Raw genomic sequence first — 22,753 nt, 5'->3', positions numbered from 1 at the left:
GTTCAGTCATTGCCTAAAACCAAGGCTGGCTCCCACATTGGAGTATGAGCTTCCTGTGGGAGCCAGCCTGCTGGCGATAGCGGTGGTTCAGTCATTGCCTAAAGCCCGGGCTGGCTCCCACATTGGAATGTGTGCTTCCTGTGGGAGCCAGCCTGCTGGCGATAGCGGTGGTTCAGTCATTGCGTAAAGCCCAGGCAAACAAAAACGGCCTCTATTCACATAGAGGCCGTTCCCGGTGCAGCGTCAAGACGTTATCGCAAGACAGGTCTTATTTACGATCTTCCAGCTTGGTAATGTCACGCGACTCGTAGCCGGTGTACAACTGGCGCGGGCGGCCGATCTTGTACGGGCTGGAGAGCATTTCTTTCCAGTGGGAGATCCAGCCGACGGTCCGCGCCAGGGCGAAGATCACGGTGAACATGCTGGTTGGAATGCCGATCGCCTTGAGGATGATGCCCGAGTAGAAGTCGACGTTCGGGTACAGCGAGCGCTCGATGAAGTACGGATCGGTCAGGGCGATCTCTTCCAGGCGCATGGCCAGTTCGAGTTGCGGATCGTTGTTGATGCCCAGCTCTTTCAATACTTCGTCGCAGGTCTGCTTCATCACTGTGGCGCGTGGGTCGCGGTTCTTGTAGACCCGGTGACCGAAGCCCATCAGTTTGAACGGATCGTTCTTGTCCTTGGCCTTGGCAATGAACTTGTCGATGTTCGACACATCGCCAATCTCGTCGAGCATGGTCAGGACAGCCTCGTTCGCGCCGCCGTGGGCAGGGCCCCACAGTGCAGCGATGCCGGCGGCGATACAGGCGAACGGGTTGGCACCCGAAGAGCCGGCCAGGCGTACGGTGGAGGTCGATGCGTTCTGCTCGTGGTCGGCATGGAGGATGAAGATCCGGTCCATGGCCTTGGCGAGTACCGGGCTGATCGGTTTGATCTCGCACGGGGTGTTGAACATCATGTGCAGGAAGTTTTCCGCGTACGTCAGGTCGTTGCGCGGGTACATCATGGGTTGACCCATGGAGTACTTGTAAACCATCGCTGCCAGGGTCGGCATCTTGGCAACCAGGCGGATCGCGGAGATTTCGCGATGCTGCGGGTTATTGATGTCCAGGGAGTCGTGATAGAAGGCCGAGAGGGCGCCAACTACACCGCACATGACGGCCATCGGGTGGGCGTCGCGACGGAAACCGTTGAAAAAGGTCTTCAGCTGCTCATGAACCATGGTGTGGTTCTTGACGGTGCTGACGAACTGGGCTTTCTGTTCTGCAGTCGGCAATTCGCCGTTGAGCAGCAGATAGCAGGTTTCCAGGTAGTCCGATTTTTCAGCGAGCTGTTCGATCGGGTAGCCGCGGTGCAACAAAATGCCGTTGTCGCCGTCGATATAGGTAATCTTCGACTCGCACGAGGCGGTCGACATGAAACCAGGGTCAAAGGTGAAACGGCCCGTGGCCGTCAGGCCCCGAACGTCGATAACATCGGGACCAACGGTGCCGGTTAAAATGGGCAGCTCGACGGGGGCTGCGCCCTCGATGATCAACTGCGCTTTTTTGTCAGCCATGTGGCCTCCTATTTATGCTTGAAATCATCAGACAGACCCCCCACGCAGGGCCCGCACCACTATAGTGAGATAAATTCGAATGTCAATTTGCCTAAAGTCTTGCTCCAGAAGGCTTTAACCGGACTTTTTCCTCGAAATTGTCTGCCGTTTACGCCTTTTATCCAACTTGTGCAATGCGCTATTAGGGGAAGGTGAACGCGTTGTCATTAGTAGCCTAACTGTCTATACTCGGCCACCGACCTCCAGGGGCTTTTGGGCCTGCTTTATTGGGGGTCGCATCCCTGGGTGGTGGTTACCTGACCAGTGCACTCCCCAACAACTTTGCCCTGATTGTTAGGGGCTCTTCAGTGTGAAAAAAAGCCGTGAAAAGCCAACGACCTGTAAACCTAGACCTAAGGACCATCAAACTCCCCATCACCGGCGTTACGTCGTTCCTGCACCGTGTTTCCGGCATCATCCTCTTCCTGGGCCTTGGCTTCATGCTTTATGCATTGGGCAAATCCCTGGGCTCCGAGGAAGGTTTTGCCGAGGTGAAGGCAACCTTGACCAGCCCGCTGGCCAAGTTCGTAGCATGGGGTCTCCTGTCCGCTCTGCTTTATCACCTGGTAGCCGGCGTGCGCCACTTGATCATGGATATGGGCATCGGTGAGACGCTGGAAGGCGGCCGCCTGGGCTCGAAAATTATCATCGCGGTTTCCGTGGTGTTGATCGTTCTGGCAGGAGTTTGGATATGGTAACCAGCGTTACGAACCTTTCGCGTTCTGGCCTCTACGACTGGATGGCACAACGAGTGTCTGCGGTCGTTCTCGCGGCTTATTTCATTTTCCTGATCGGATACCTCGCAGCGAATCCGGGCATTGGCTACGAGCAGTGGCATGGCCTGTTCGCCCACAACGGGATGCGTATCTTCAGTCTGCTGGCCCTCGTTGCCCTGGGTGCTCACGCCTGGGTCGGCATGTGGACCATCGCGACCGACTACCTGACGCCGATGGCGCTGGGCAAGTCCGCGACTGCAGTACGTTTCCTTTTCCAGGCAGTATGCGGCGTTGCGATGTTCGCTTACTTCGTCTGGGGTGTGCAGATTCTCTGGGGTATCTGATCCATGGCTAACATTCCAACGATTTCATTCGACGCCATCATTATTGGTGGTGGCGGTGCCGGCATGCGCGCGGCGCTGCAACTGGCCCAGGGCGGTCACAAGACTGCCGTGATCACCAAGGTGTTCCCGACCCGTTCGCACACCGTTTCGGCCCAGGGTGGCATCACTTGCGCCATCGCTTCTGCCGATCCAAACGATGACTGGCGCTGGCACATGTACGATACCGTCAAGGGTTCCGACTACATCGGTGACCAGGACGCTATCGAATACATGTGTCAGGAAGGCCCGGCCGCGGTGTTCGAGCTGGACCACATGGGTCTGCCGTTCTCCCGTACCGAGCAAGGCCGTATCTACCAGCGTCCATTCGGCGGTCAGTCGAAGGATTACGGTAAAGGCGGGCAGGCTGCCCGTACGTGCGCCGCTTCCGACCGTACCGGTCACGCGCTGCTGCACACGCTTTATCAGGGCAACCTGAAAGCCGGCACCACGTTCCTGAACGAGTACTACGCGGTTGACCTGGTTAAAAACCAGGACGGCGCATTCGTTGGCGTGATTGCCATCTGCATCGAAACCGGCGAAACCAGCTACATCCGTGCCAAGGCTACCGTCCTGGCGACCGGTGGTGCCGGTCGTATCTACGCCTCCACCACCAATGCCCTGATCAACACCGGTGACGGCGTCGGCATGGCCCTGCGTGCTGGCGTTCCGGTACAAGACATCGAAATGTGGCAGTTCCACCCGACCGGCATCGCCGGCGCCGGTGTACTGGTTACCGAAGGTTGCCGTGGTGAAGGTGGATACCTGATCAACAAGCACGGCGAGCGTTTCATGGAGCGTTATGCTCCGAACGCGAAAGACCTTGCCGGTCGTGACGTGGTTGCCCGTTCGATGGTTAAAGAAATCATCGCCGGCAACGGTTGCGGTCCGAATGGCGACCACGTGATGCTCAAACTCGACCACCTGGGCGAGGAAGTGCTGCACAGCCGTCTGCCAGGCATCTGCGAACTGTCGAAGACTTTCGCGCACGTTGATCCGGTTGTCGCCCCGGTTCCGGTTGTTCCGACTTGCCACTATATGATGGGCGGTGTTCCGACCAACATTCATGGTCAGGCGATCACCCAGAACGCTGAAGGCGTGGACGAGATCATTCATGGCCTGTTCGCTGTAGGCGAAGTGGCTTGCGTATCGGTTCACGGTGCCAACCGCCTGGGCGGTAACTCGTTGCTCGACCTGGTGGTATTCGGTCGCGCGGCCGGCCTGCACCTGGAAAAGGCGCTGACCGACGGCATCGAATACGATGACGCCACCGACGCCGATATCGAAGCAGCCCTGTCGCGTCTGTCCGCCCTGAACGAGCGTACCGATGGCGAAGACGTGGCAACCCTGCGTCGCGAGCTGCAAAGCTGCATGCAGAACTACTTCGGTGTATTCCGTACTGGCGAATACATGCAGAAGGGGATTGCCCAGCTGGCCGACCTGCGTACACGCATCGCCAACGTCAAGATCAACGACAAGTCGCAGGCGTTCAATACTGCGCGGATCGAAGCGCTGGAGTTGCAGAACCTGCTGGAAGTGGCCGAAGCCACTGCAATCGCTGCTGAAGTGCGTAAAGAGTCCCGCGGTGCTCACGCCCGTGAAGATTTCGAAGATCGCGACGACGAAAACTGGCTGTGCCACACCCTGTACTTCCCGGGTGACAAGCGCGTAACCAAGCGTGCCGTGAACTTCTCGCCGAAAACTGTTCCGACTTTTGAACCTAAGATTCGGACTTATTAAGGGTGGCTGCCATGTTGAAAGTCAGCGTTTATCGTTACAACCCTGATCAGGACGCCGCGCCGTTCATGCAGGAATTCCAGGTCGATACCGGTGGTAAAGACCTGATGGTGCTGGACGTGCTGGCCCTGATCAAAGAGCAGGACGAGGGTTTCTCCTATCGTCGGTCTTGCCGTGAAGGTGTTTGCGGTTCCGACGGCATGAACATCAACGGCAAAAACGGCCTGGCGTGCGTTACGCCATTGTCCGCTGTCGTAAAAGGTAACAAGTTGGTTGTTCGTCCGCTGCCAGGTTTGCCGGTTATCCGTGACCTGGTCGTCGATATGAGCATCTTCTACAAGCAATACGAGAAGGTTAAGCCTTACCTGCAGAACGACACGCCGGCTCCGGCCATCGAGCGTCTGCAGTCCCCTGAAGAGCGTGAAAAGCTCGACGGTCTGTACGAGTGCATCCTGTGCGCCTGCTGCTCGACCTCTTGCCCGTCCTTCTGGTGGAACCCGGACAAGTTCCTGGGTCCAGCTGCTTTGCTGCAAGCGTACCGCTTCCTGGCAGACAGCCGTGACACCAAGACGTCCGAGCGTCTGGCTTCGCTGGATGACCCGTTCAGCGTATTCCGCTGCCGCGGGATCATGAACTGCGTCAACGTATGTCCCAAAGGCCTGAACCCGACTAAGGCCATCGGTCACATCCGTAACATGCTGCTGCAAAGCGGCGTGTGATTCAGATGCTGTTGTAAGCGCAGTACCGCTGTACCCGTAGATGCTACGGCGCAGGCTTCAACCGGCGCCGTAGTTTTAACCTGAGCAGCAGCTCAAAAAGCTGCAGCTCTTATTTTGAAGAAATGAGACAAGCAGGGGCATCCGGGCTGGTACCCGGACTATCAGCGTGATCCTAGGTGGCTTGTTTTAGTCGCTGCATTCGGACTTCTGCAAGCGTGCTCGGTGTCGACGCCGGTGGTGTTCCCCTAACCGAGGGTGACCAAGCATGCAAGAAAGCGTGATGCAGCGCATGTGGAACAGCGCCTACCTATCCGGTAGTAACGCTGCCTATGTGGAAGAGCTCTACGAGCTCTACCTGCACGACCCTAACGCTGTGCCAGAAGAGTGGCGCACCTACTTCCAGAAGTTGCCTGCTGATGGCAACACTGCCACCGATGTTTCGCACTCCACGATTCGCGATCATTTCGTCTTGCTGGCAAAGAACCAGCGCCGCGCCCAACCGGTTTCCGCCGGCAGCGTGAGCAGTGAGCACGAGAAGAAGCAAGTTGAAGTGCTGCGATTGATCCAGGCCTACCGTATGCGTGGCCACCAGGCAGCCCAGCTTGACCCGCTGGGGCTGTGGCAGCGTCCTGCACCTGCAGACCTGTCGATCAATCATTACGGCTTGACCAATGCCGATCTTGATACGACCTTCCGTGCCGGCGACCTGTTCATCGGCAAAGAGGAGGCGAGCCTACGCGAAATTCACGAAGCGTTGCAGCAGACATATTGCCGCACCATCGGCGCTGAATTCACGCACATCACCGATTCCGAGCAGCGCCAGTGGTTCCAGCAACGTCTGGAAAGCGTACGCGGCCGTCCGACTTACTCCGCCGACATCAAGAGCCACCTGCTCGAGCGTGTCACTGCCGGCGAAGGCCTGGAAAAATACCTGGGTACCAAATACCCGGGTACCAAGCGTTTCGGCCTGGAAGGCGGCGAGAGCCTGATTCCGATGCTCGACGAGCTGATCCAGCGTTCCGGTTCCTACGGCACCAAGGAAATCGTTATCGGCATGGCCCACCGTGGCCGTCTGAACGTGCTGGTCAACACCTTCGGCAAGAACCCGCGCGAGCTGTTCGACGAGTTCGAAGGCAAGAAGAAGGTCGAGCTGGGTTCCGGTGACGTTAAATATCACCAGGGCTTCTCGTCCAACGTCATGACCACCGGCGGTGAAGTTCACCTGGCCATGGCATTCAACCCGTCCCACCTGGAAATCGTATCTCCAGTGGTCGAGGGTTCGGTGCGCGCCCGTCAGGATCGTCGTAACGACCCTACCGGCGAGAAAGTGCTGCCGATCTCCATCCACGGTGACGCGGCATTCGCCGGTCAGGGCGTGGTGATGGAAACCTTCCAGATGTCGCAGACCCGCGGTTTCAAGACCGGCGGTACCGTGCACATCGTGATCAACAACCAGGTTGGTTTCACCATCAGCAACCCGCTGGACTCGCGCTCCACCGAGTACGCCACCGACGTTGCGAAAATGATCCAGGCGCCGATCCTCCATGTGAATGGCGATGATCCGGAAGCCGTGTTGTTCGTGACCCAGCTGGCGATCGACTACCGCATGCAGTTCAAGCGTGACGTAGTGATCGACCTGGTCTGCTACCGTCGTCGCGGCCACAACGAGGCCGACGAGCCTAGCGGCACCCAGCCGATCATGTATCAGCAGATCACCAAGCAGCGCACCACCCGTGAGCTGTACGCTGATCGCCTGACCCAGGGCGGTGTGCTCGACGCAGAGCGTGTTCAGGCGAAAGTCGACGAATACCGCAACGCGCTGGACAACGGCCTGCATGTTGTTAAAAGCCTGGTCAAAGAGCCGAACAAAGAGTTGTTCGTGGACTGGCGTCCGTATCTGGGCCACGCCTGGACCGCGCGTCACGACACTCGTTTCGACCTCAAGACCTTGCAGGAACTGTCGGCCAAGCTGCTGGAAATTCCGGAAGGCTTTGTGGTTCAGCGCCAGGTTTCGAAGATCTACGAAGACCGTCAGAAAATGCAAGCCGGCGGCCTGCCGATCAACTGGGGTTACGCCGAAACCATGGCGTACGCGACCCTGGCGTTCGAAGGTCACCCGATTCGCATGACGGGTCAGGACATCGGTCGCGGTACGTTCTCGCACCGTCACGCTGTGCTGCACAACCAGAAAGACGCGGGCACCTACATCCCGCTGCAGAACCTGTACAAGGGCCAGCCTCGTTTCGACCTGTACGATTCGTTCCTGTCCGAAGAAGCCGTACTGGCGTTCGAATACGGTTACTCGACCACCACGCCTGAGGCGCTGGTGATCTGGGAAGCCCAGTTCGGTGACTTCGCCAACGGTGCCCAGGTGGTTATCGACCAGTTCATCACCAGTGGCGAGCACAAGTGGGGCCGTCTCTGCGGTCTGACCATGTTGCTGCCGCACGGTTATGAAGGTCAGGGTCCGGAGCACTCCTCGGCTCGTCTGGAGCGTTACCTGCAGCTGTGCGCCGAGCACAACATCCAGGTTGCGGTACCGACCACGCCGGCCCAGATCTACCACTTGCTGCGTCGCCAGGTGATCCGTCCGCTGCGCAAGCCGCTGATCGTGCTGACTCCAAAGTCGTTGCTGCGTCACAAACTGGCCGTATCGACCCTGGAAGATCTGGCCGAAGGTTCGTTCCAGACCGTTATCCCGGAAATCGATGCACTGGACCCGTCCAAGGTCGAGCGCATTGTTCTGTGTAGCGGCAAGGTCTACTACGACCTGCTGGAAAAACGCCGTGCCGAAGGTCGTGACGACATCGCCGTCGTGCGCATCGAGCAGTTGTACCCATTCCCTGAGGACGACTTGAACGAAGTCTTGGCTCCGTACACCAACCTCAAACATATCGTTTGGTGTCAGGAAGAGCCGATGAACCAGGGTGCCTGGTACTGCAGCCAGCACCACATGCGCCGCATCGTTGGCAATCACAACAAGGCACTCGTACTCGAGTACGCCGGTCGTGATGCTTCCGCTGCACCTGCTTGTGGTTATGCATCGATGCACGCCGAGCAGCAGGAAAAACTGCTGCAAGCCGCCTTTACTGTTTAACGCCTTCGCGCACCTGAAACCGAATTTAAGGACCCACAGATAATGGCTATCGAAATCAAAGCCCCCACTTTCCCGGAATCGGTTGCCGATGGCACCGTTGCCACCTGGCACAAACAACCGGGCGACGCTGTAAAGCGTGATGACCTGATCGTCGACATCGAAACCGACAAGGTTGTGCTGGAAGTGTTGGCTACTGCCGACGGCGTGTTGGGCGCAATCGTCAAGAACGAAGGCGAAACCGTTCTGTCCGACGAAGTACTGGGCTCGATCGAAGCAGGTGGCGCCGCTGCCGCTCCAGCGGCTGCCGCTGCTGCTCCAGCCGCTGCCCAAGCCGCTGCTGCTCCTGCTGCCGAAGGCGAAGACGATCCTGTTGCTGCACCGGCTGCTCGCAAGCTGGCTGAAGAGAACGGCATCAACATCGCCTCCGTTGCCGGCACCGGCAAAGGCGGTCGTGTGACCAAGGAAGACGTGGTGGCTGCTGTTGCCGCCAAGAAATCCGCTCCGGCTGCCGCGCCTGCCAAGGCTGCAGCTCCTGCTGCCGCTGCGCCAGTGTTCGCCGCTGGCGACCGCATCGAGAAACGCGTACCGATGACCCGCGTTCGCGCTACCGTGGCCAAGCGCCTGGTTGAAGCGCAGTCGAACATGGCGATGCTGACCACTTTCAACGAAGTCGACATGACTGAAGTCATGGCCCTGCGTTCGAAGTACAAGGACCTGTTCGAGAAGAGCCACAACGGCGTACGCCTGGGCTTCATGTCGTTCTTCGTCAAGGCTGCCACCGAAGCGCTGAAACGCTTCCCGGCTGTCAACGCGTCGATCGACGGTGCCGATATCGTCTACCACGGCTATGCCGACGTTGGTGTAGCGGTTTCCAGCGATCGCGGCCTGGTGGTTCCGGTTCTGCGTAACGCCGAACTGATGAGCCTGGCTGAAATCGAAGGCGGCATCGCCACCTTCGGCAAGAAGGCGCGTGACGGCAAATTGTCCATGGACGAAATGACCGGCGGCACTTTCACCATCACCAACGGTGGTACCTTCGGTTCGATGATGTCGACCCCGATCGTCAACCCGCCGCAAGCGGCCATCCTGGGCATGCACAACATTCTGCAGCGTCCTATGGCGATCAACGGTCAGGTCGTTATCCGTCCGATGATGTACCTGGCTCTGTCCTACGATCACCGCCTGATCGATGGCAAAGAAGCTGTGACCTTCCTGGTTACCATCAAGAACCTGCTGGAAGACCCGGCTCGTTTGCTGCTGGATATCTGATAGAAGCAGCCACAGGTCTCAAGCCACGCGCTGCATGGATATGCAGCCTGGCTTGAGGCTTGTGGCTTCAAGCTTGTTGCCAAAAGAGGATTTTTTGAATGTCGCAGAAATTTGACGTAGTAGTGATCGGTGCGGGCCCTGGCGGCTACGTGGCTGCCATCAAGGCAGCGCAGCTGGGTCTTTCGACTGCCTGCATCGAGAAATACACCGACAAGGAAGGCAAACTGGCTCTGGGCGGTACTTGCCTGAACGTCGGCTGCATTCCATCCAAGGCGCTGCTGGACAGCTCCTGGAAGTACAAGGAAGCCAAAGAAGGCTTCGCGATCCACGGTATCAATCACGCTGGCGTGACCATGGACGTGGCAGCAATGGTTGGCCGTAAAGCCAACATCGTCAAAGGCCTGACCTCTGGCGTTGCCACCCTGTTCAAGGCCAACGGTGTGACTTCCCTGCAAGGCCACGGCAAACTGCTGGCCGGCAAGAAAGTCGAGCTGACCAAGCCTGACGGCACCGTGGAAATCATCGAAGCCGAGAACGTGATCCTGGCATCCGGCTCGCGTCCTATCGACATTCCACCGGCTCCGGTTGACCAGAACGTGATCGTCGATTCGACTGGCGCGCTGGAATTCCAATCGGTTCCAAAACGTCTGGGCGTTATCGGCGCTGGCGTGATCGGTCTGGAACTGGGTTCGGTCTGGTCGCGTCTGGGTTCCGAAGTCGTGGTTCTGGAAGCACTGGAGAAGTTCCTGCCAGCGGCTGACGAAGCCGTTTCCAAGGAAGCCTTCAAGACCCTGACCAAACAAGGTCTGGACATCAAGCTGGGCGCTCGCGTCACCGGTTCGAAAGTGAACGGCGACGAAGTCGTGGTGAACTACACCGATGCCAATGGCGAACAGAACATCACCTTCGACAAGCTGATCGTTGCCGTTGGTCGCCGTCCAGTGACCACCGAGCTGCTGGCAGCTGACAGCGGTGTGAACATCGACGAACGTGGTTTTGTTTTCGTTGACGACCAGTGCGCCACCAGCGTACCGGGCGTTTACGCAATCGGCGACGTGGTTCGCGGCATGATGCTGGCGCACAAGGCGTCCGAAGAAGGCATCATGGTGGTTGAGCGCATCAAGGGCCACAAAGCCCAAATCAACTATGACCTGATCCCGTCTGTTATTTATACTCACCCGGAAATCGCGTGGGTTGGCAAAACCGAGCAGGTCTTGAAGGCTGAAGGCGTTGAAGTTAACGTCGGCACCTTCCCGTTTGCAGCCTCTGGCCGTGCCATGGCAGCCAACGATACCGGTGGTTTCGTCAAGGTCATCGCCGACGCCAAGACTGACCGCGTGTTGGGCGTCCATGTGATTGGCCCGAGCGCTGCAGAATTGGTTCAACAAGGCGCGATCGGTATGGAATTCGGCACCAGCGCTGAAGACCTGGGCATGATGGTTTTCTCCCATCCGACCCTGTCCGAAGCCTTGCACGAAGCAGCCCTGGCAGTGAATGGCGGCGCCATCCACATTGCCAACCGCAAGAAGCGTTAAGACAAGACAATAAGAAACCACGACGGAAGGCCCGTCGTGAGCCTTGCGTGCAAGACTCACCGCGGAATGTCCGCCGGACGCAGCCTTGCGTAGTCTCACCGGTTATCCGGAACGTCTACGCAAGCAGCAGTCACAGGTGGTGCGGCACTGAACAAGTGCAGCACCGAATGCGCAGTACCTAACGAAGACGGTAATAAGCATGAATCTTCACGAGTATCAGGGTAAGCAGCTGTTCGCTGAGTACGGCCTGCCAGTATCCCAGGGTTTCGCCGTAGACACCCCGGAAGCAGCAGCAGAAGCGTGCGACAAGATCGGCGGGACCGAATGGGTTGTCAAAGCCCAGGTTCACGCAGGTGGTCGCGGTAAAGCGGGCGGCGTAAAGCTGGTTCGCAGCAAGGAAGACGCCAAAGCATTCGCTCAACAGTGGTTGGGCAAGCGTCTGGTGACTTACCAGACTGATGCCAACGGTCAGCCAGTCACCAAGATCCTGGTTGAATCGTGCACTGACATCGCCAAAGAGCTGTACCTGGGCGCTGTTGTTGACCGTTCGAGCCGTCGCATCGTGTTCATGGCTTCCACCGAAGGTGGCGTGGACATCGAGAAAATCGCTCACGATACTCCTGAGAAAATCCTCAAGGCCACTATCGATCCACTGGTGGGCGCTCAGCCATTCCAGGGTCGTGAGCTGGCTTTCCAGCTGGGTCTGGAAGGCAAGCAAGTTGCCCAGTTCGCCAAGATCTTCGTTGGTCTGGCCAAACTGTTCCAGGATCACGATCTGGCCCTGCTGGAAGTGAACCCGCTGGTGATCAAGGCTGACGGCGATCTGCATTGCCTCGACGCGAAGATCAACATCGACGCCAACGCCATGTACCGTCAGCCTAAGCTGAAGACTTTCCACGATCCGTCGCAAGACGATCCGCGCGAAGCGCACGCTGCCAAGTTCGAACTGAACTACGTAGCGCTGGAAGGCAACATCGGTTGCATGGTCAACGGTGCTGGCCTGGCCATGGGTACCATGGACATCGTCAACCTGCATGGCGGCAAACCAGCCAACTTCCTCGACGTGGGCGGCGGTGCTACCAAAGAACGCGTTACCGAAGCGTTCAAGATCATCCTGTCCGACACTAACGTCGCTGCAGTACTGGTCAACATCTTCGGCGGCATCGTTCGCTGCGACATGATTGCCGAAGGCATCATCGGTGCAGTGAAAGAAGTCGGCGTGAAAATCCCGGTTGTTGTTCGCCTTGAAGGCAACAACGCTGAGCTGGGCGCTAAAGTACTGGCAGAAAGCGGTTTGAACATCATCGCTGCTACCAGCCTGACCGACGCTGCTCAACAAGTCGTTAAAGCTGCGGAGGGCAAATAATGAGCGTCCTGATCAATAAAGACACCAAAGTTATCTGCCAGGGTATTACCGGTTCGCAAGGTAGTTTCCACACCCAGCAAGCCATCGAATACGGCACCAAGATGGTTGGTGGCGTAACTCCGGGCAAAGGCGGCACCGAGCACCTGGGTCTGCCAGTGTTCAACACCGTGAAAGATGCTGTAGAAGCCACTGGCGCTACCGCCAGCGTGATCTACGTTCCAGCTCCTTTCTGCAAGGACTCGATCCTGGAAGCTGCTTTCGGCGGCATCAAGCTGATCGTCTGCATCACCGAAGGCATTCCTACCCTGGACATGCTGGACGCTAAAGTTAAGTGCGACGAACTGGGTGTTACCCTGATCGGCCCTAACTGCCCAGGCGTGATCACTCCGGGCGAATGCAAGATCGGCATCATGCCAGGTCACATTCACTTGCCAGGCAAGGTCGGTATCGTTTCCCGTTCCGGCACCTTGACCTACGAAGCGGTCAAGCAGACTACTGACGCCGGTTTCGGTCAGTCGACTTGTGTCGGCATCGGTGGTGACCCGATCCCGGGTTCGAACTTCATCGACATCCTGAAGCTGTTCCAGGAAGACCCGAAGACCGAAGCGATCGTCATGATCGGTGAGATCGGCGGTTCGGCTGAAGAAGAAGCGGCTGCCTACATCAAGGCACACGTGACCAAGCCGGTTGTTTCCTACATCGCTGGTGTGACTGCCCCTGCGGGCAAGCGCATGGGCCATGCTGGCGCAATCATCTCTGGCGGCAAGGGCACTGCAGACGAGAAGTTTGCTGCCCTGGAAGACGCAGGCGTGAAAACCGTGCGTTCGCTGGCAGACATCGGCAAGGCTCTGTCCGAGCTGACCGGTTGGGCTGTCAAGTAAGCTTCGCGCTTAGCTGACGCTCTACAGACAAAGGCCACCTTCGGGTGGCCTTTGTCGTTTGTGAAGATCAAAGGATCGCAGCCTCGTTTCTCTCGGCAGCTCCTACAGTTGGAATGCAATCCCCTGTGAGCTGCCGAGAGAAACGAGGCTGCGATCTTTTGACTTTTACATACGCAAACGCGACATGGAAATGTCGTGTATCGGATAGTTCGCCCCCTAACAGTGCGTTTGCCGCACAAATTCGTTAGTCTAGCCGCCATTTTGCGTCCGCCGCCCACAAGGCAGCCATGCGCTTAACGGGTCAGTCCCATACGGATCGACAGCATTTCCCTCACCCACAAGGGAAATCCCTCTCTAAATTCCGATTCAGTAGTGTGGTATTTCCTTAATGAAAGTGTTGAAAGGCCAGGACATTCTGGCACTTGGTTTTATGACGTTTGCCCTGTTTGTCGGGGCTGGCAACATCATCTTCCCGCCTATCGTCGGTTTGCAGTCCGGGCCGCACGTCTGGATGGCGGCGTTGGGTTTCCTGATCACGGCGGTCGGCCTGCCGGTGATCACTGTGGTCGCGCTGGCCAAGGTCGGCGGCGCAATGGATGCCTTGAGCAGCCCGATCGGCAAAATTGCCGGTGGCCTGCTGGCCGCCGCGTGCTACCTCGCCGTGGGTCCGCTGTTCGCCACGCCGCGCACGGCCACCGTGTCGTTCGAAGTTGGCCTGGCGCCGTTGACCGGCGAAAGCCCGCTGGCGCTGTTCCTCTACAGCTCGGTGTACTTCCTGCTGGTGTTCTTCATCTCGCTGTATCCGGGGCGTCTGCTGGACACCGTGGGCCGCTTCCTCGCACCGCTGAAGATCATCGCCCTGGCGGCGCTCGGTATAGCGGCGTTCGCGCTGCCGGCCGGTGATATCGGCGTGGCCACCCCTGAGTACGTGGCGGCACCGTTCTCCCAAGGCTTCATCAACGGTTACCTGACCATGGATACCCTGGGCGCACTGGTGTTTGGCATCGTCATCGTCAATGCCATTCGTTCCCGTGGTGTCGAGTCACCTGCCTTGATCACCCGCTATGCGATTATCGCCGGGCTCATTGCCGGTGTGGGCCTGGCGCTGGTGTATATCAGCCTGTTCCGCCTGGGCTCCGGCAGCCATGAAGTGGCCGCTGGCGCAACCAATGGCGCGGCGGTGTTGCACGCTTATGTCCAGCACACCTTCGGCTCCCTGGGCAGTGGTTTCCTGGCGGTGCTGATCTCGCTGGCCTGCCTGGTGACCGCGGTCGGCCTGACCTGTGCCTGCGCTGAATACTTCAGCCGCGTGTTGCCACTGTCCTACAAGACCCTGGTGATCATCCTTGCCGTGTTCTCGCTGCTGGTGTCCAACCTGGGCCTCACCAACCTGATCGCGTTCTCGATCCCGGTCCTGACCGCGATCTATCCTCCGTGCATCGCCTTGGTCGCACTGAGCTTCTGCAAGGACTTCTGGCATGAGCAGGGCCGCATCGTCGGTCCGGTGATGCTGGTGTCGTTCATCTTCGGCCTGATCGACGCCCTCAAGGGTGCGGGCCTGGCGGACTGGATGCCGACCCAACTGACCCATCTGCCACTGAGCGAGCAAGGCCTGGCCTGGCTGGTGCCGTCGGTGATGACCCTGGTGGTCGCGGTGGTGTGTGACCGCCTGCTGGGCAAGCGCGAAGAAGCACTGGCTTAAACGGGTTTGCCAGCCCGTCAAAAGCGGGCTGGAGCCCACATGGAAATGCCCCGTATCAATCGATACGGGGCATTTTTTTATGGGGTGATGCGGTGCCTTTTCTTCTGCGCTAACGTCGAAGCATTGCAATACCCATTGCAGGGGCCAGCTTGCTGGCGAAGGTCGCGAACCATGGCGCGTGTTTTCCGGATAAACGCGTTGCTCTCAGGTTCTTCGCGAGCGAGCTCGTTCCTACAGCGGTATGGTGTTCCGGCCACTCCATCACAAGGACCCGCATGTCGTTCATCCAAGCCAACCTGATCCACCTTCTTGCCGCGCTCTGGTTCGTCATCTGCTGGGGCGGCTACACCCGATACGCCTCGTGGAAAGCCCGGGACACCGCCTGCCTGGCCAGTGTGCTGCACCTGTATCGGGAAGACTGGATGCGCCGCATGCTGCTGCGCGACAACCGTATCGCCGATGCCAGTGTGGTCGGCAACCTGGAGCGCAACGCGTCGTTCTTTGCCTCCAGCACCTTGATTATCCTCGCCGGTATCCTGACCGTCCTCGGCGCGTCGGAGCGGGCGGTTTCGCTGCTGGCCGATATCCCCATGGTGCAACAGGCGTCACAGGGCATGTCCGAGATCAAATTACTGTGCCTGGCACTGGTGTTCGTCTATGCGTTCTTTACCTTCAGCTGGTGCATGCGCCAGTACAACTTCGCGGCGATCCTGATTGGCTCGGCACCAATGGTGGGGGAGCGTCACGTCTCCGAGCAGGAGCGCAAGGCTTTCGCCTCCCGGGCGGCACGAGTCATCTCCATGGCGGCCAACCAGTTCAACTTCGGCCTGCGTTCCTATTACTTTGGCATGACCATGCTGGCCTGGTTTGTCAGCCCCTGGCTGTTCATGTTGATGAGTGCCGGCGTGGTGCTGGTGCTATATCGCCGGGAGTTTCATTCCGACGTTCTTGATGTGATGGTCTATACCCCTACAGAGGCACCGTTGCCTGACGCAAACAAGGAGGCTGTTTGATGAGTATTCCGTTCTGGTGCGTGTTTATCAGTGCGCTGTTGATATACGTGGCCCGTATGCCGGTGGCCAAGGCCATGAAAGAGCAGGGGGGCTACAATAATCACCTGCCACGCCAGCAACAGGCACAACTCACCGGGTTTGGTGCACGGGCATTGGCGGCGCATCAAAACAGCATCGAGGCCTTCATTCTTTTTGCGGTGGGTGTCTTGATGGCGCATACCACGCAAACCGCGGGATGGCTGATTGACTCGCTGGCGATCATCTTCGTGATTGCCCGCGTCATCTACCTGTTGTGCTACTGGGCAGACCTGGCCTGGCAGCGCAGCCTGGTGTGGATCGTCGGGTTAGCGTGTTCATTACTGTTGATGATTAGTCCGACTTTTAGAACGATTTTGCTCTAACTGCAGCTTGCGCCATAAATGACAAGCAAAAGAAAACCCGCACTTGGCGGGTTTTCTTTGGCAGGCTAAAAACTGTCTTAGTTTTTAGGCGCTGCTTCTTTTGCTGCTGCTTCGTTCGATTCGGCCTGAGCTTTGGCAGCTTCGGCGTTTTCTTTGGCCGCGTCGTTCACTTTATCCTGTGCTTTGTTCATGTCTTGCTGAGCTTGCTCAGCATGTTGGTTAGCATCTTGAGCTTTGTCCTCGGATTTTTTATCGCAAGCAGCGAGACCAAGGGAAGCGGTCAACATCAAGGCAATAGCTAAAGTCTTTTGCATGGGGTGTTTCTCCTTATGGAAAGTATCTACTGGCCTTTCGAGCATGGCCGTCAGCGTTAAGTTCCTCCTATCACACAGATATATAAGAATATTCTTACAGGAACTTTTGGCGACAGTGCTTGATGCGATTCTTTAACATTTGGAAGGATTTTGATAAATGGCTGAAAACCCCGTTTTTGAGCGCGCGACGCGGTTTCTTTCGGCGTTGCGACACTGTCACGTACTTGGGCTGAGCGTCCACAGCGCCAGCCAGGAGGGGCTCACCGTCATCCTGCCCTATAGCGCCCAAATCGTTGGCAATCCGCAGACCGGCGTCATCCATGGCGGTGCCCTGACCACCCTGATGGACACCGCTTGCGGCATGTCCACACTCTGTGTCCTGCCCGAATTCGAAGTCTGTCCCACACTCGACCTGCGCATCGACTACATGCACGCGGCTGAACCGCATAAGGACGTGTACGGTTTCGCGCAATGCTACCGCGTGACCACCGACGTGATCTTCGCCCGCGGTTTCGCTTACCAGGACGATCCCGGGCAACCCATAGCCCATGTGGTGGGCACCTTCATGCGCATGGGCAAGGTGATCAAGGGCAGCAAAGGCACAGGCGCCGCTGTGGCTGGAGGTGCAAAATGAATGACGCCTTCAAGACGCAACTGCAGCAGGCTCATGAGCAGGGCGACTATGCCTCGCTGTTGCACCTGATTCCCTACGCCAAGCTGATCGGTGTCGAATGCTCGCGAGTGGGGGATGAGTTGCTGTTTCGCTTGCCGGCGAACAAGGACAACATTGGTAACCCTTTATTGCCGGCGATCCATGGGGGAGTGATTGCCGGGTTCATGGAGTTGTCTGCAGCGCTGCACCTGCTGGTGTTTACCGGTTCGCCGGGCGTGCCGAAGATCATCGACTTTTCCCTGGATTACCTGCGGGCCGGGCAGTTTCGTGATACCTGGGCCAGATGCCAGGTGTGCCGCCAGGGGCGGCGTGTTGCCAACGTGGCCATTACCGCCTGGCAAAGCACCCAACATGAACCGATTGCCACGGCGCGAGCGCATTTCAAAATCGATGAGCCCTTGAAATCCTGATCCATGCCCCCAACTCTGATGACAACCCGCCGCCGACCCTGAAGGTCGCGGCCACTGCCATCTGATTGGAGTTTGATGACCATGAGTGTGGAAACTCAAAAGGAAACCCTGGGCTTCCAGACCGAGGTGAAGCAGCTGCTGCACCTCATGATCCATTCGCTGTATTCCAACAAGGAAATCTTCCTTCGCGAATTGATCTCGAACGCCTCTGACGCTGTCGACAAATTACGTTTCGAAGCCCTGGCCAAGCCCGAGCTGCTGGAAGGTGGCGCGGAACTTAAAATCCGCGTGAGCTTCGATAAAGACGCCAAAACCGTCACCCTCGAAGACAACGGCATTGGCATGAATCGCGAAGACGCGATCACCCACCTGGGCACCATCGCCAAGTCCGGCACTGCCGACTTCATGAAACACCTGTCGGGCGACCAGAAGAAAGACTCGCACCTGATCGGTCAGTTCGGCGTCGGTTTCTACTCTGCATTCATCGTCGCCGACAAAGTCGACGTGTACAGCCGTCGTGCCGGCGATGCTGCCAGCGAAGGCGTGCACTGGTCGTCCAAGGGCGAAGGCGACTTCGAAGTGGCGACTATCGAGAAAGCCGAGCGCGGCACCCGCATCGTGCTGCACCTGAAATCCGGTGAAGACGAATTCGCTGATGGCTGGCGCCTGCGCAACATCGTCAAGAAGTACTCCGATCACATTGCCTTGCCGATCGAACTGCCAAAAGAAGTCACGGCAGCAGAAGGCGAAGAACAACCGGCCGTTGAATGGGAAACCGTCAACCGCGCCAGTGCCCTGTGGACCCGCCCGCGCAATGACGTGAAGGAAGAGGAATACCAGGAGTTCTACAAGCACATCGCCCACGATTTCGAAAACCCGCTGAGCTGGAGCCACAACAAGGTCGAAGGCAAGCTGGAATACAGCTCGCTGCTCTACGTACCGGCCCGTGCCCCGTTTGACCTGTACCAGCGCGAAGCGCCGAAAGGCCTGAAGCTTTACGTGCAGCGCGTGTTCGTCATGGATCAGGCCGAATCGTTCCTGCCGCTGTACCTGCGTTTCATCAAAGGCGTGGTCGATTCCAATGACCTGTCGCTGAACGTGTCGCGGGAAATCCTGCAGAAAGACCCGATCATCGACTCGATGAAATCGGCGCTGACCAAGCGCGTCCTCGACATGCTGGAAAAACTGGCGAAGAACGAGCCTGAGCAATACAAAGGCTTCTGGAAGAACTTCGGTCAGGTCATGAAAGAAGGCCCGGCAGAAGATTTCGCCAACAAGGAAAAAATCGCCGGCCTGCTGCGTTTCGCCTCCACCCAGGGCGAAGAAGGCGAGCAGGTCGTGTCGCTGGCCGAATACCTGGCTCGCGCCAAGGAAGGTCAGGACAAGATCTATTACCTGACCGGCGAGACCTATGCCCAGGTCAAGAACAGCCCGCACCTGGAAGTCTTCCGCAAGAAAGGCATCGAAGTGCTGCTGCTGACTGACCGTATCGACGAGTGGCTGATGAGCTACCTCAGCGATTTCGACGGCAAGACCTTTGTTGACGTGGCACGCGGTGACCTGGACCTGGGCAACCTGGACTCGGAGGAGGACAAGAAAGCCGCTGAAGAAGTTGCCAAGTCCAAAGAAGGGCTGGTTGAGCGTCTGAAAACTGCGCTGGGCGATTCCGTTGCCGAAGTGCGGGTTTCCCACCGCCTGACCGACTCGCCGGCGATCCTGGCCATCGGCGAACAGGACCTGGGCCTGCAGATGCGCCAGATCCTTGAAGCCAGTGGGCAGAAGGTGCCGGATTCGAAGCCGATTTTCGAATTCAACCCGGCTCACCCGTTGATCGAGAAACTCGACAGCGAGCAGAGCGACGAGCGCTTCGGCGACCTGTCGCACATCCTGTTCGATCAGGCGGCCCTGGCGGCCGGCGACAGCTTGAAGGACCCGGCGGCGTATGTGCGTCGTCTCAACAAGCTGTTGGTTGAATTGTCGGTTTAACCGAGCTGCAATAAAAAACCCGCTTCGGCGGGTTTTTTATTACCTGTGGCTTTGTTTTGGTTATGTCAGAGCTGGCCTCTTCGACTTGCCCGCGAAGGCCGCAGTGCTGACACCATAGCCCTCAAGCCTCAAGGCAACTCAATACGCTCACTTTCTCCCGGCACTGTCGGCCAATCCCCAGCCGCCCAGCGCCGTCGCGCTTCATCGATCGCTGCCGGGTCACTCGCGACAAAATTCCAGTTGATGCGTCGCGGACCGTCCAGTGGCGCGCCACCAAACAACACGGCATGACAGTCGCTCTCGGCGAACAGGGTCATCTGTTCCCCGGCCGGCAGCACCACCAGCGAATGCGCTTCAACCGGCTCGCCGTTGAGCTGTGCCTCGCCATCGAGTACATAGAGCGCCCGCTCTTCATGTTCGGTGGGAATCAGCAGGGTGGTGGCCGTTTGCAGGTGCAGTTCCGCGTACAACGTAGGAGAAAGCACCGGCACCGGCGATTCCAGGCAAAAGCCTGAGCCGGCAATCATGCGGATCTGTACCCCAAGGTTGTCACTCACCGGCAAGGTGGCCGCTGGATGGTGGCTGTAATGTCCCCGCCCCTGTTCATGCGCCTTCGGAGAGGCGAGCCAGACCTGCAAGCCATGCATCGTGAAGCCGCTTTCCGTCAAGGCGGCGGGCGTACGCTCCACATGGGCAATGGCGCTGCCCGCGGTCATCCAGCTGACATCACCTGCCGCGACGATCTGATCGGAGCCAATGCTGTCCTTGTGCTGCAGCTGTCCCTGAAACAGGTAGGTGAGGGTGGAAAGGCCGATATGCGGATGCTGGCGGATATTCATGCCCGTTCCCGCGGCATAACGGGTTTTGAGCATGTGGTCAAAAAAAACGAAGGGCCCGACGCTGCGGCACTTGGCCGACGGCAACGGGCGAAGAATCGGCTGGCCCGCGACATCTTCGATGCGAGGGCGGATCACGAGCGGAGAGTTCATGGTGCATTCCAGGCTGAGCGGGTGACGCCAAGAGCATAACCCGCCTGCGCAGCCCCTGCCGCTATTGGCTGAATGCACCCTCGGCCAGATGGGTTTCGATGCTGACGTCGGTGGTGGTCATCAGCTTGTGGACAGGGCAGCGATCGGCCACGCGGTGCAGTTCTTCGCGCTGGGCGTCGGTGAGTACGCCCTTGAGCGTCAGCTTGACGTGCAAGGCATATTTACCTTTCTGCTCTTCACTGTTGTCGCGCTTGACCTCGACTGTTACGCCGGTCAGCGGGATGTCTTTCTTTTTGGCGTACATCTTCAGGGTCAGGGCCTTGCAGGCGCCCAGGGCTGCATCGAAATAGTCATGCGGCTCCGGCGCGGTGCCTTCACCCCCTGAACTGGTTGGCACATCGGCAAAGAGTTCATGGTCGTCGATTTGTACGCTGTGGCGAAAACCTTCGGCGGAGACGGTATTGACGGTAACTGTCATGGTGCACCTCGCAGGCAGTAGGAAAAATCGTTCAATGAAAACGGACCGTGAAGTTATAGAGCATTCTGTTGGGTGAGCGTTCCACTTTCCTGCGCGGTGAACCCTGATGCTCCCTAGAGGGTCTACGCTGTTCCTGACCGCTGGAGATAGCCCTTGCATCCGTTCCGACTCAGCCTTGCCTGCTTGCTGGCGCTATCAAGCGCGGCGGCCAATGCGCGCGAATATGCCTACAGCGATGCCCATCTGCATTACGTGGATTTTTTCCAGGAAACGGCGGGCATGCCCAAGCTGCTCAAGGCGATGGCTGACAATCGCATCGAGCATGTGATGATCTCCGGTATTCCGGTCGCGAAGAAATGGCATGAAGATGAGCCCAAGCGACCTCGTTACTACGCAGGTGATGATGCGGATGCCTACTGGTACAGCGCAACCGACGTCATAGTGGCGGCGGCAGTGAGCAAGTTGACGCTCGACCAGCGTCAACGTTTTCACCCGTTCCTGTCAGGCTTCAATCCCAACGACAAAAACTCAGCGGCGCATATCCAGCGCATGCTCGACCTCTATCCAGGCTTGTGGCAGGGCATCGGCGAGGTCTTCACCCGGCATGACGACGTCACCGCCTTGACCTCCGGTGACACCCCCCGGGCCAATAACGAGGCCATGACGCGGATTTATCACCTGGCTGCGGAAAATGATCTACCGGTGATGGTGCATTCCAACATCACCTCCAAGCGCGAGAAAAATCCGCTCTACCTCGCGGAAATCGAAGAGCCGTTGCGCAACCATCCGCACACCCGATTCATCTGGGCCCATGCCGGTACCAGTGCGGAAATTCACCGGCACCAGGTCCAGCTGGATTTCCTGCTGCCGACCCTGACTCGCATGCTGGAGGCCTATCCCAATTTATTCATCGATCTGTCCTGGAGCCTGCTGACCCCGTATCTGCTGGATGAGCAGGGCAAGCCGCGCCAGGAGTGGCTGGCACTGGTGGAGCGCTTTCCGGAGCGTTTCATGGTCGGTTCGGACGTGGTGGGCCGCTTCAACAAGCTCGGCAAGGAAATGCGCAGCTTCGATCCGTTTCTGGATGCGTTGCCCGAGGACGTTGCCAAAAAGGTCGCCCGCGACAATTTCCTCGCAATCCTGCCACGCCCCTTGTAGGAGCGAGCTTGCTCGCGAAAAACCTGAGGGCGCCGCGGGGTGTCAGGTGCCCAGTGTCATCGTTAACCACCATCGCGAGCGAGCTAGCTCCTACAGTTGCATTGTACGTTTGCTCGCGAAAACGCCGCCCGTTGTAGGAGCGAGCTTGCTCGCGAAAAACCTGAAGGCGCCGCGGGGGGGCAGGTGCCCAGAGTCATTGTTAACGACCATCGCTCGCGAAAAGCCTGGGGCGCGCCGCAGGGTGCAAGAAATCGATGTCTAGTCCTGAAATAGGTTTACATCTGTTTCACCCCAACGCCCGATGCACCGCATCGGGCGTTTTGTATTTCAAG

At 58.2% G+C, this 22,753-nt stretch carries 20 protein-coding genes and 1 pseudogene; 16 read left to right on the top strand and 5 right to left on the bottom strand.

All coding sequences use genetic code 11. From position 1 onward, the window contains the following. Window positions 1–268 precede the first annotated feature (268 nt). Window positions 269–1,558: a citrate synthase gene (gltA, locus tag AAEZ05_RS27210; RefSeq protein WP_003222994.1), complete on the bottom strand. Its 1,290-nt coding sequence runs from the start codon at window positions 1,556–1,558 to the stop codon at window positions 269–271. Between the two features lie 362 nt (window positions 1,559–1,920). Here gltA and sdhC point away from each other — a divergent pair, with 362 nt between their 5' ends. The 12 genes from sdhC (at window position 1,921) to AAEZ05_RS27150 (ending at window position 16,413) form a co-directional block, all read left to right on the top strand. Continuing rightward, window positions 1,921–2,295 carry a succinate dehydrogenase, cytochrome b556 subunit gene (sdhC, locus tag AAEZ05_RS27205; protein ID WP_045057755.1) on the top strand — a complete coding sequence of 125 codons (375 nt, stop codon included), beginning with the start codon at window positions 1,921–1,923 and terminating at the stop codon, window positions 2,293–2,295. Beyond that, complete coding sequence (gene sdhD, locus AAEZ05_RS27200) at window positions 2,289–2,657, top strand: succinate dehydrogenase, hydrophobic membrane anchor protein (protein ID WP_045057756.1); 369 nt, start codon at window positions 2,289–2,291, stop codon at window positions 2,655–2,657. Before sdhC ends, sdhD begins: the two co-directional genes overlap by 7 nt. A gap of 3 nt (window positions 2,658–2,660) precedes the next feature. Further along, window positions 2,661–4,433 (top strand): succinate dehydrogenase flavoprotein subunit, encoded by a 1,773-nt coding sequence (gene sdhA, locus AAEZ05_RS27195; RefSeq protein ID WP_045057757.1) that lies wholly within the window; start codon window positions 2,661–2,663, stop codon window positions 4,431–4,433. An 11-nt stretch (window positions 4,434–4,444) separates the two neighbouring features. Continuing rightward, entirely contained in the window at window positions 4,445–5,149 is a 705-nt protein-coding gene (locus AAEZ05_RS27190; protein WP_045057758.1) for a succinate dehydrogenase iron-sulfur subunit, read from the top strand. A gap of 265 nt (window positions 5,150–5,414) precedes the next feature. Further along, a complete protein-coding gene (locus AAEZ05_RS27185; RefSeq protein ID WP_045057759.1) occupies window positions 5,415–8,246 on the top strand; it encodes a 2-oxoglutarate dehydrogenase E1 component in 2,832 nt (943 codons plus the stop codon). A gap of 42 nt (window positions 8,247–8,288) precedes the next feature. Then, a complete protein-coding gene (gene odhB, locus AAEZ05_RS27180; protein ID WP_205893842.1) occupies window positions 8,289–9,515 on the top strand; it encodes a 2-oxoglutarate dehydrogenase complex dihydrolipoyllysine-residue succinyltransferase in 1,227 nt (408 codons plus the stop codon). 98 nt (window positions 9,516–9,613) lie between these two features. After that, complete coding sequence (gene lpdA / locus AAEZ05_RS27175; protein ID WP_045057761.1) at window positions 9,614–11,050, top strand: dihydrolipoyl dehydrogenase; 1,437 nt, start codon at window positions 9,614–9,616, stop codon at window positions 11,048–11,050. Window positions 11,051–11,249: 199 nt separating this feature from the next. Beyond that, window positions 11,250–12,416: an ADP-forming succinate--CoA ligase subunit beta gene (gene sucC / locus AAEZ05_RS27170; protein WP_045057762.1), complete on the top strand. Its 1,167-nt coding sequence runs from the start codon at window positions 11,250–11,252 to the stop codon at window positions 12,414–12,416. Next, window positions 12,416–13,297, top strand: a complete 882-nt coding sequence (gene sucD / locus AAEZ05_RS27165) for a succinate--CoA ligase subunit alpha (protein ID WP_350649643.1) — start codon at window positions 12,416–12,418, stop codon at window positions 13,295–13,297. The genes sucC and sucD overlap by 1 nt, the downstream gene beginning before the upstream one ends. 388 nt (window positions 13,298–13,685) lie before the next feature. Further along, entirely contained in the window at window positions 13,686–14,999 is a 1,314-nt protein-coding gene (brnQ, locus tag AAEZ05_RS27160) for a branched-chain amino acid transport system II carrier protein (protein ID WP_045057763.1), read from the top strand. A gap of 275 nt (window positions 15,000–15,274) precedes the next feature. Continuing rightward, entirely contained in the window at window positions 15,275–16,012 is a 738-nt protein-coding gene (locus tag AAEZ05_RS27155) for a DUF599 domain-containing protein (protein ID WP_045057764.1), read from the top strand. Beyond that, window positions 16,012–16,413, top strand: a complete 402-nt coding sequence (locus AAEZ05_RS27150; RefSeq protein ID WP_350649640.1) for an MAPEG family protein — start codon at window positions 16,012–16,014, stop codon at window positions 16,411–16,413. The genes AAEZ05_RS27155 and AAEZ05_RS27150 overlap by 1 nt, the downstream gene beginning before the upstream one ends. Window positions 16,414–16,490: 77 nt before the next feature. Here AAEZ05_RS27150 and AAEZ05_RS27145 read toward each other — a convergent pair whose 3' ends face one another. Beyond that, window positions 16,491–16,727, bottom strand: a complete 237-nt coding sequence (locus AAEZ05_RS27145) for a hypothetical protein (protein WP_045057766.1) — start codon at window positions 16,725–16,727, stop codon at window positions 16,491–16,493. A 157-nt stretch (window positions 16,728–16,884) separates the two neighbouring features. On the opposite strand from AAEZ05_RS27145, the gene AAEZ05_RS27140 reads away from it, so the two are divergent. The 3 genes from AAEZ05_RS27140 (at window position 16,885) to htpG (ending at window position 19,796) form a co-directional block, all read left to right on the top strand. After that, window positions 16,885–17,361: a PaaI family thioesterase gene (locus tag AAEZ05_RS27140; RefSeq protein WP_045060546.1), complete on the top strand. Its 477-nt coding sequence runs from the start codon at window positions 16,885–16,887 to the stop codon at window positions 17,359–17,361. Continuing rightward, window positions 17,358–17,810, top strand: coding sequence for a PaaI family thioesterase (locus AAEZ05_RS27135; RefSeq protein ID WP_045060547.1), 453 nt, complete (start codon window positions 17,358–17,360; stop codon window positions 17,808–17,810). The genes AAEZ05_RS27140 and AAEZ05_RS27135 overlap by 4 nt, the downstream gene beginning before the upstream one ends. Before the next feature lie 81 nt (window positions 17,811–17,891). Next, entirely contained in the window at window positions 17,892–19,796 is a 1,905-nt protein-coding gene (gene htpG / locus AAEZ05_RS27130; RefSeq protein ID WP_045060594.1) for a molecular chaperone HtpG, read from the top strand. Between the two features lie 128 nt (window positions 19,797–19,924). Here the strand turns inward: htpG and AAEZ05_RS27125 are convergent, their stop codons facing one another. Beyond that, on the bottom strand, window positions 19,925–20,785 hold the full coding sequence (locus AAEZ05_RS27125; protein WP_350649638.1) for a pirin family protein: 861 nt from the start codon (window positions 20,783–20,785) through the stop codon (window positions 19,925–19,927). A 61-nt stretch (window positions 20,786–20,846) separates the two neighbouring features. Next, window positions 20,847–21,263 (bottom strand): OsmC family protein, encoded by a 417-nt coding sequence (locus AAEZ05_RS27120; RefSeq protein WP_350649636.1) that lies wholly within the window; start codon window positions 21,261–21,263, stop codon window positions 20,847–20,849. 153 nt (window positions 21,264–21,416) lie between these two features. Between AAEZ05_RS27120 and AAEZ05_RS27115 the strand changes: the two genes are divergently transcribed. Further along, on the top strand, window positions 21,417–22,421 hold the full coding sequence (locus tag AAEZ05_RS27115) for an amidohydrolase family protein (protein WP_350649634.1): 1,005 nt from the start codon (window positions 21,417–21,419) through the stop codon (window positions 22,419–22,421). Here the strand turns inward: AAEZ05_RS27115 and AAEZ05_RS27110 are convergent. Beyond that, window positions 22,417–22,494, bottom strand: a pseudogene (locus AAEZ05_RS27110) (outer membrane lipoprotein carrier protein LolA); the annotation flags it as partial. The gene AAEZ05_RS27115 and the pseudogene AAEZ05_RS27110 sit on opposite strands and share 5 nt — an antisense overlap. Window positions 22,495–22,753: the final 259 nt, after the last annotated feature.

It is taken from the genome of Pseudomonas sp. HY13-MNA-CIBAN-0226 (assembly GCF_040310305.1).
GTDB classification, from domain to species: Bacteria; Pseudomonadota; Gammaproteobacteria; order Pseudomonadales; family Pseudomonadaceae; genus Aquipseudomonas; species Aquipseudomonas gregormendelii.
This window is presented reverse-complemented; position numbering and strand designations above follow the sequence as displayed.

What these genes read in the sequence shown, in the direction of transcription:
- AAEZ05_RS27140 (WP_045060546.1), top strand. Translation starts at nt 16,885, where the DNA reads ATGGCTGAAAACCCCGTTTTTGAGCGCGCGACGCGGTTTCTTTCGGCG.
- AAEZ05_RS27190 (WP_045057758.1), top strand. Translation starts at nt 4,445, where the DNA reads ATGTTGAAAGTCAGCGTTTATCGTTACAACCCTGATCAGGACGCCGCG.
- AAEZ05_RS27185 (WP_045057759.1), top strand. Translation starts at nt 5,415, where the DNA reads ATGCAAGAAAGCGTGATGCAGCGCATGTGGAACAGCGCCTACCTATCC.
- AAEZ05_RS27120 (WP_350649636.1), bottom strand. Translation starts at nt 21,263, where the DNA reads ATGACAGTTACCGTCAATACCGTCTCCGCCGAAGGTTTTCGCCACAGC.
- sdhD (WP_045057756.1), top strand. Translation starts at nt 2,289, where the DNA reads ATGGTAACCAGCGTTACGAACCTTTCGCGTTCTGGCCTCTACGACTGG.
- AAEZ05_RS27125 (WP_350649638.1), bottom strand. Translation starts at nt 20,785, where the DNA reads ATGAACTCTCCGCTCGTGATCCGCCCTCGCATCGAAGATGTCGCGGGC.
- brnQ (WP_045057763.1), top strand. Translation starts at nt 13,686, where the DNA reads ATGAAAGTGTTGAAAGGCCAGGACATTCTGGCACTTGGTTTTATGACG.
- sdhA (WP_045057757.1), top strand. Translation starts at nt 2,661, where the DNA reads ATGGCTAACATTCCAACGATTTCATTCGACGCCATCATTATTGGTGGT.
- gltA (WP_003222994.1), bottom strand. Translation starts at nt 1,558, where the DNA reads ATGGCTGACAAAAAAGCGCAGTTGATCATCGAGGGCGCAGCCCCCGTC.
- odhB (WP_205893842.1), top strand. Translation starts at nt 8,289, where the DNA reads ATGGCTATCGAAATCAAAGCCCCCACTTTCCCGGAATCGGTTGCCGAT.
- lpdA (WP_045057761.1), top strand. Translation starts at nt 9,614, where the DNA reads ATGTCGCAGAAATTTGACGTAGTAGTGATCGGTGCGGGCCCTGGCGGC.
- AAEZ05_RS27150 (WP_350649640.1), top strand. Translation starts at nt 16,012, where the DNA reads ATGAGTATTCCGTTCTGGTGCGTGTTTATCAGTGCGCTGTTGATATAC.
- AAEZ05_RS27145 (WP_045057766.1), bottom strand. Translation starts at nt 16,727, where the DNA reads ATGCAAAAGACTTTAGCTATTGCCTTGATGTTGACCGCTTCCCTTGGT.
- AAEZ05_RS27135 (WP_045060547.1), top strand. Translation starts at nt 17,358, where the DNA reads ATGAATGACGCCTTCAAGACGCAACTGCAGCAGGCTCATGAGCAGGGC.
- htpG (WP_045060594.1), top strand. Translation starts at nt 17,892, where the DNA reads ATGAGTGTGGAAACTCAAAAGGAAACCCTGGGCTTCCAGACCGAGGTG.
- sucD (WP_350649643.1), top strand. Translation starts at nt 12,416, where the DNA reads ATGAGCGTCCTGATCAATAAAGACACCAAAGTTATCTGCCAGGGTATT.
- AAEZ05_RS27155 (WP_045057764.1), top strand. Translation starts at nt 15,275, where the DNA reads ATGTCGTTCATCCAAGCCAACCTGATCCACCTTCTTGCCGCGCTCTGG.
- sucC (WP_045057762.1), top strand. Translation starts at nt 11,250, where the DNA reads ATGAATCTTCACGAGTATCAGGGTAAGCAGCTGTTCGCTGAGTACGGC.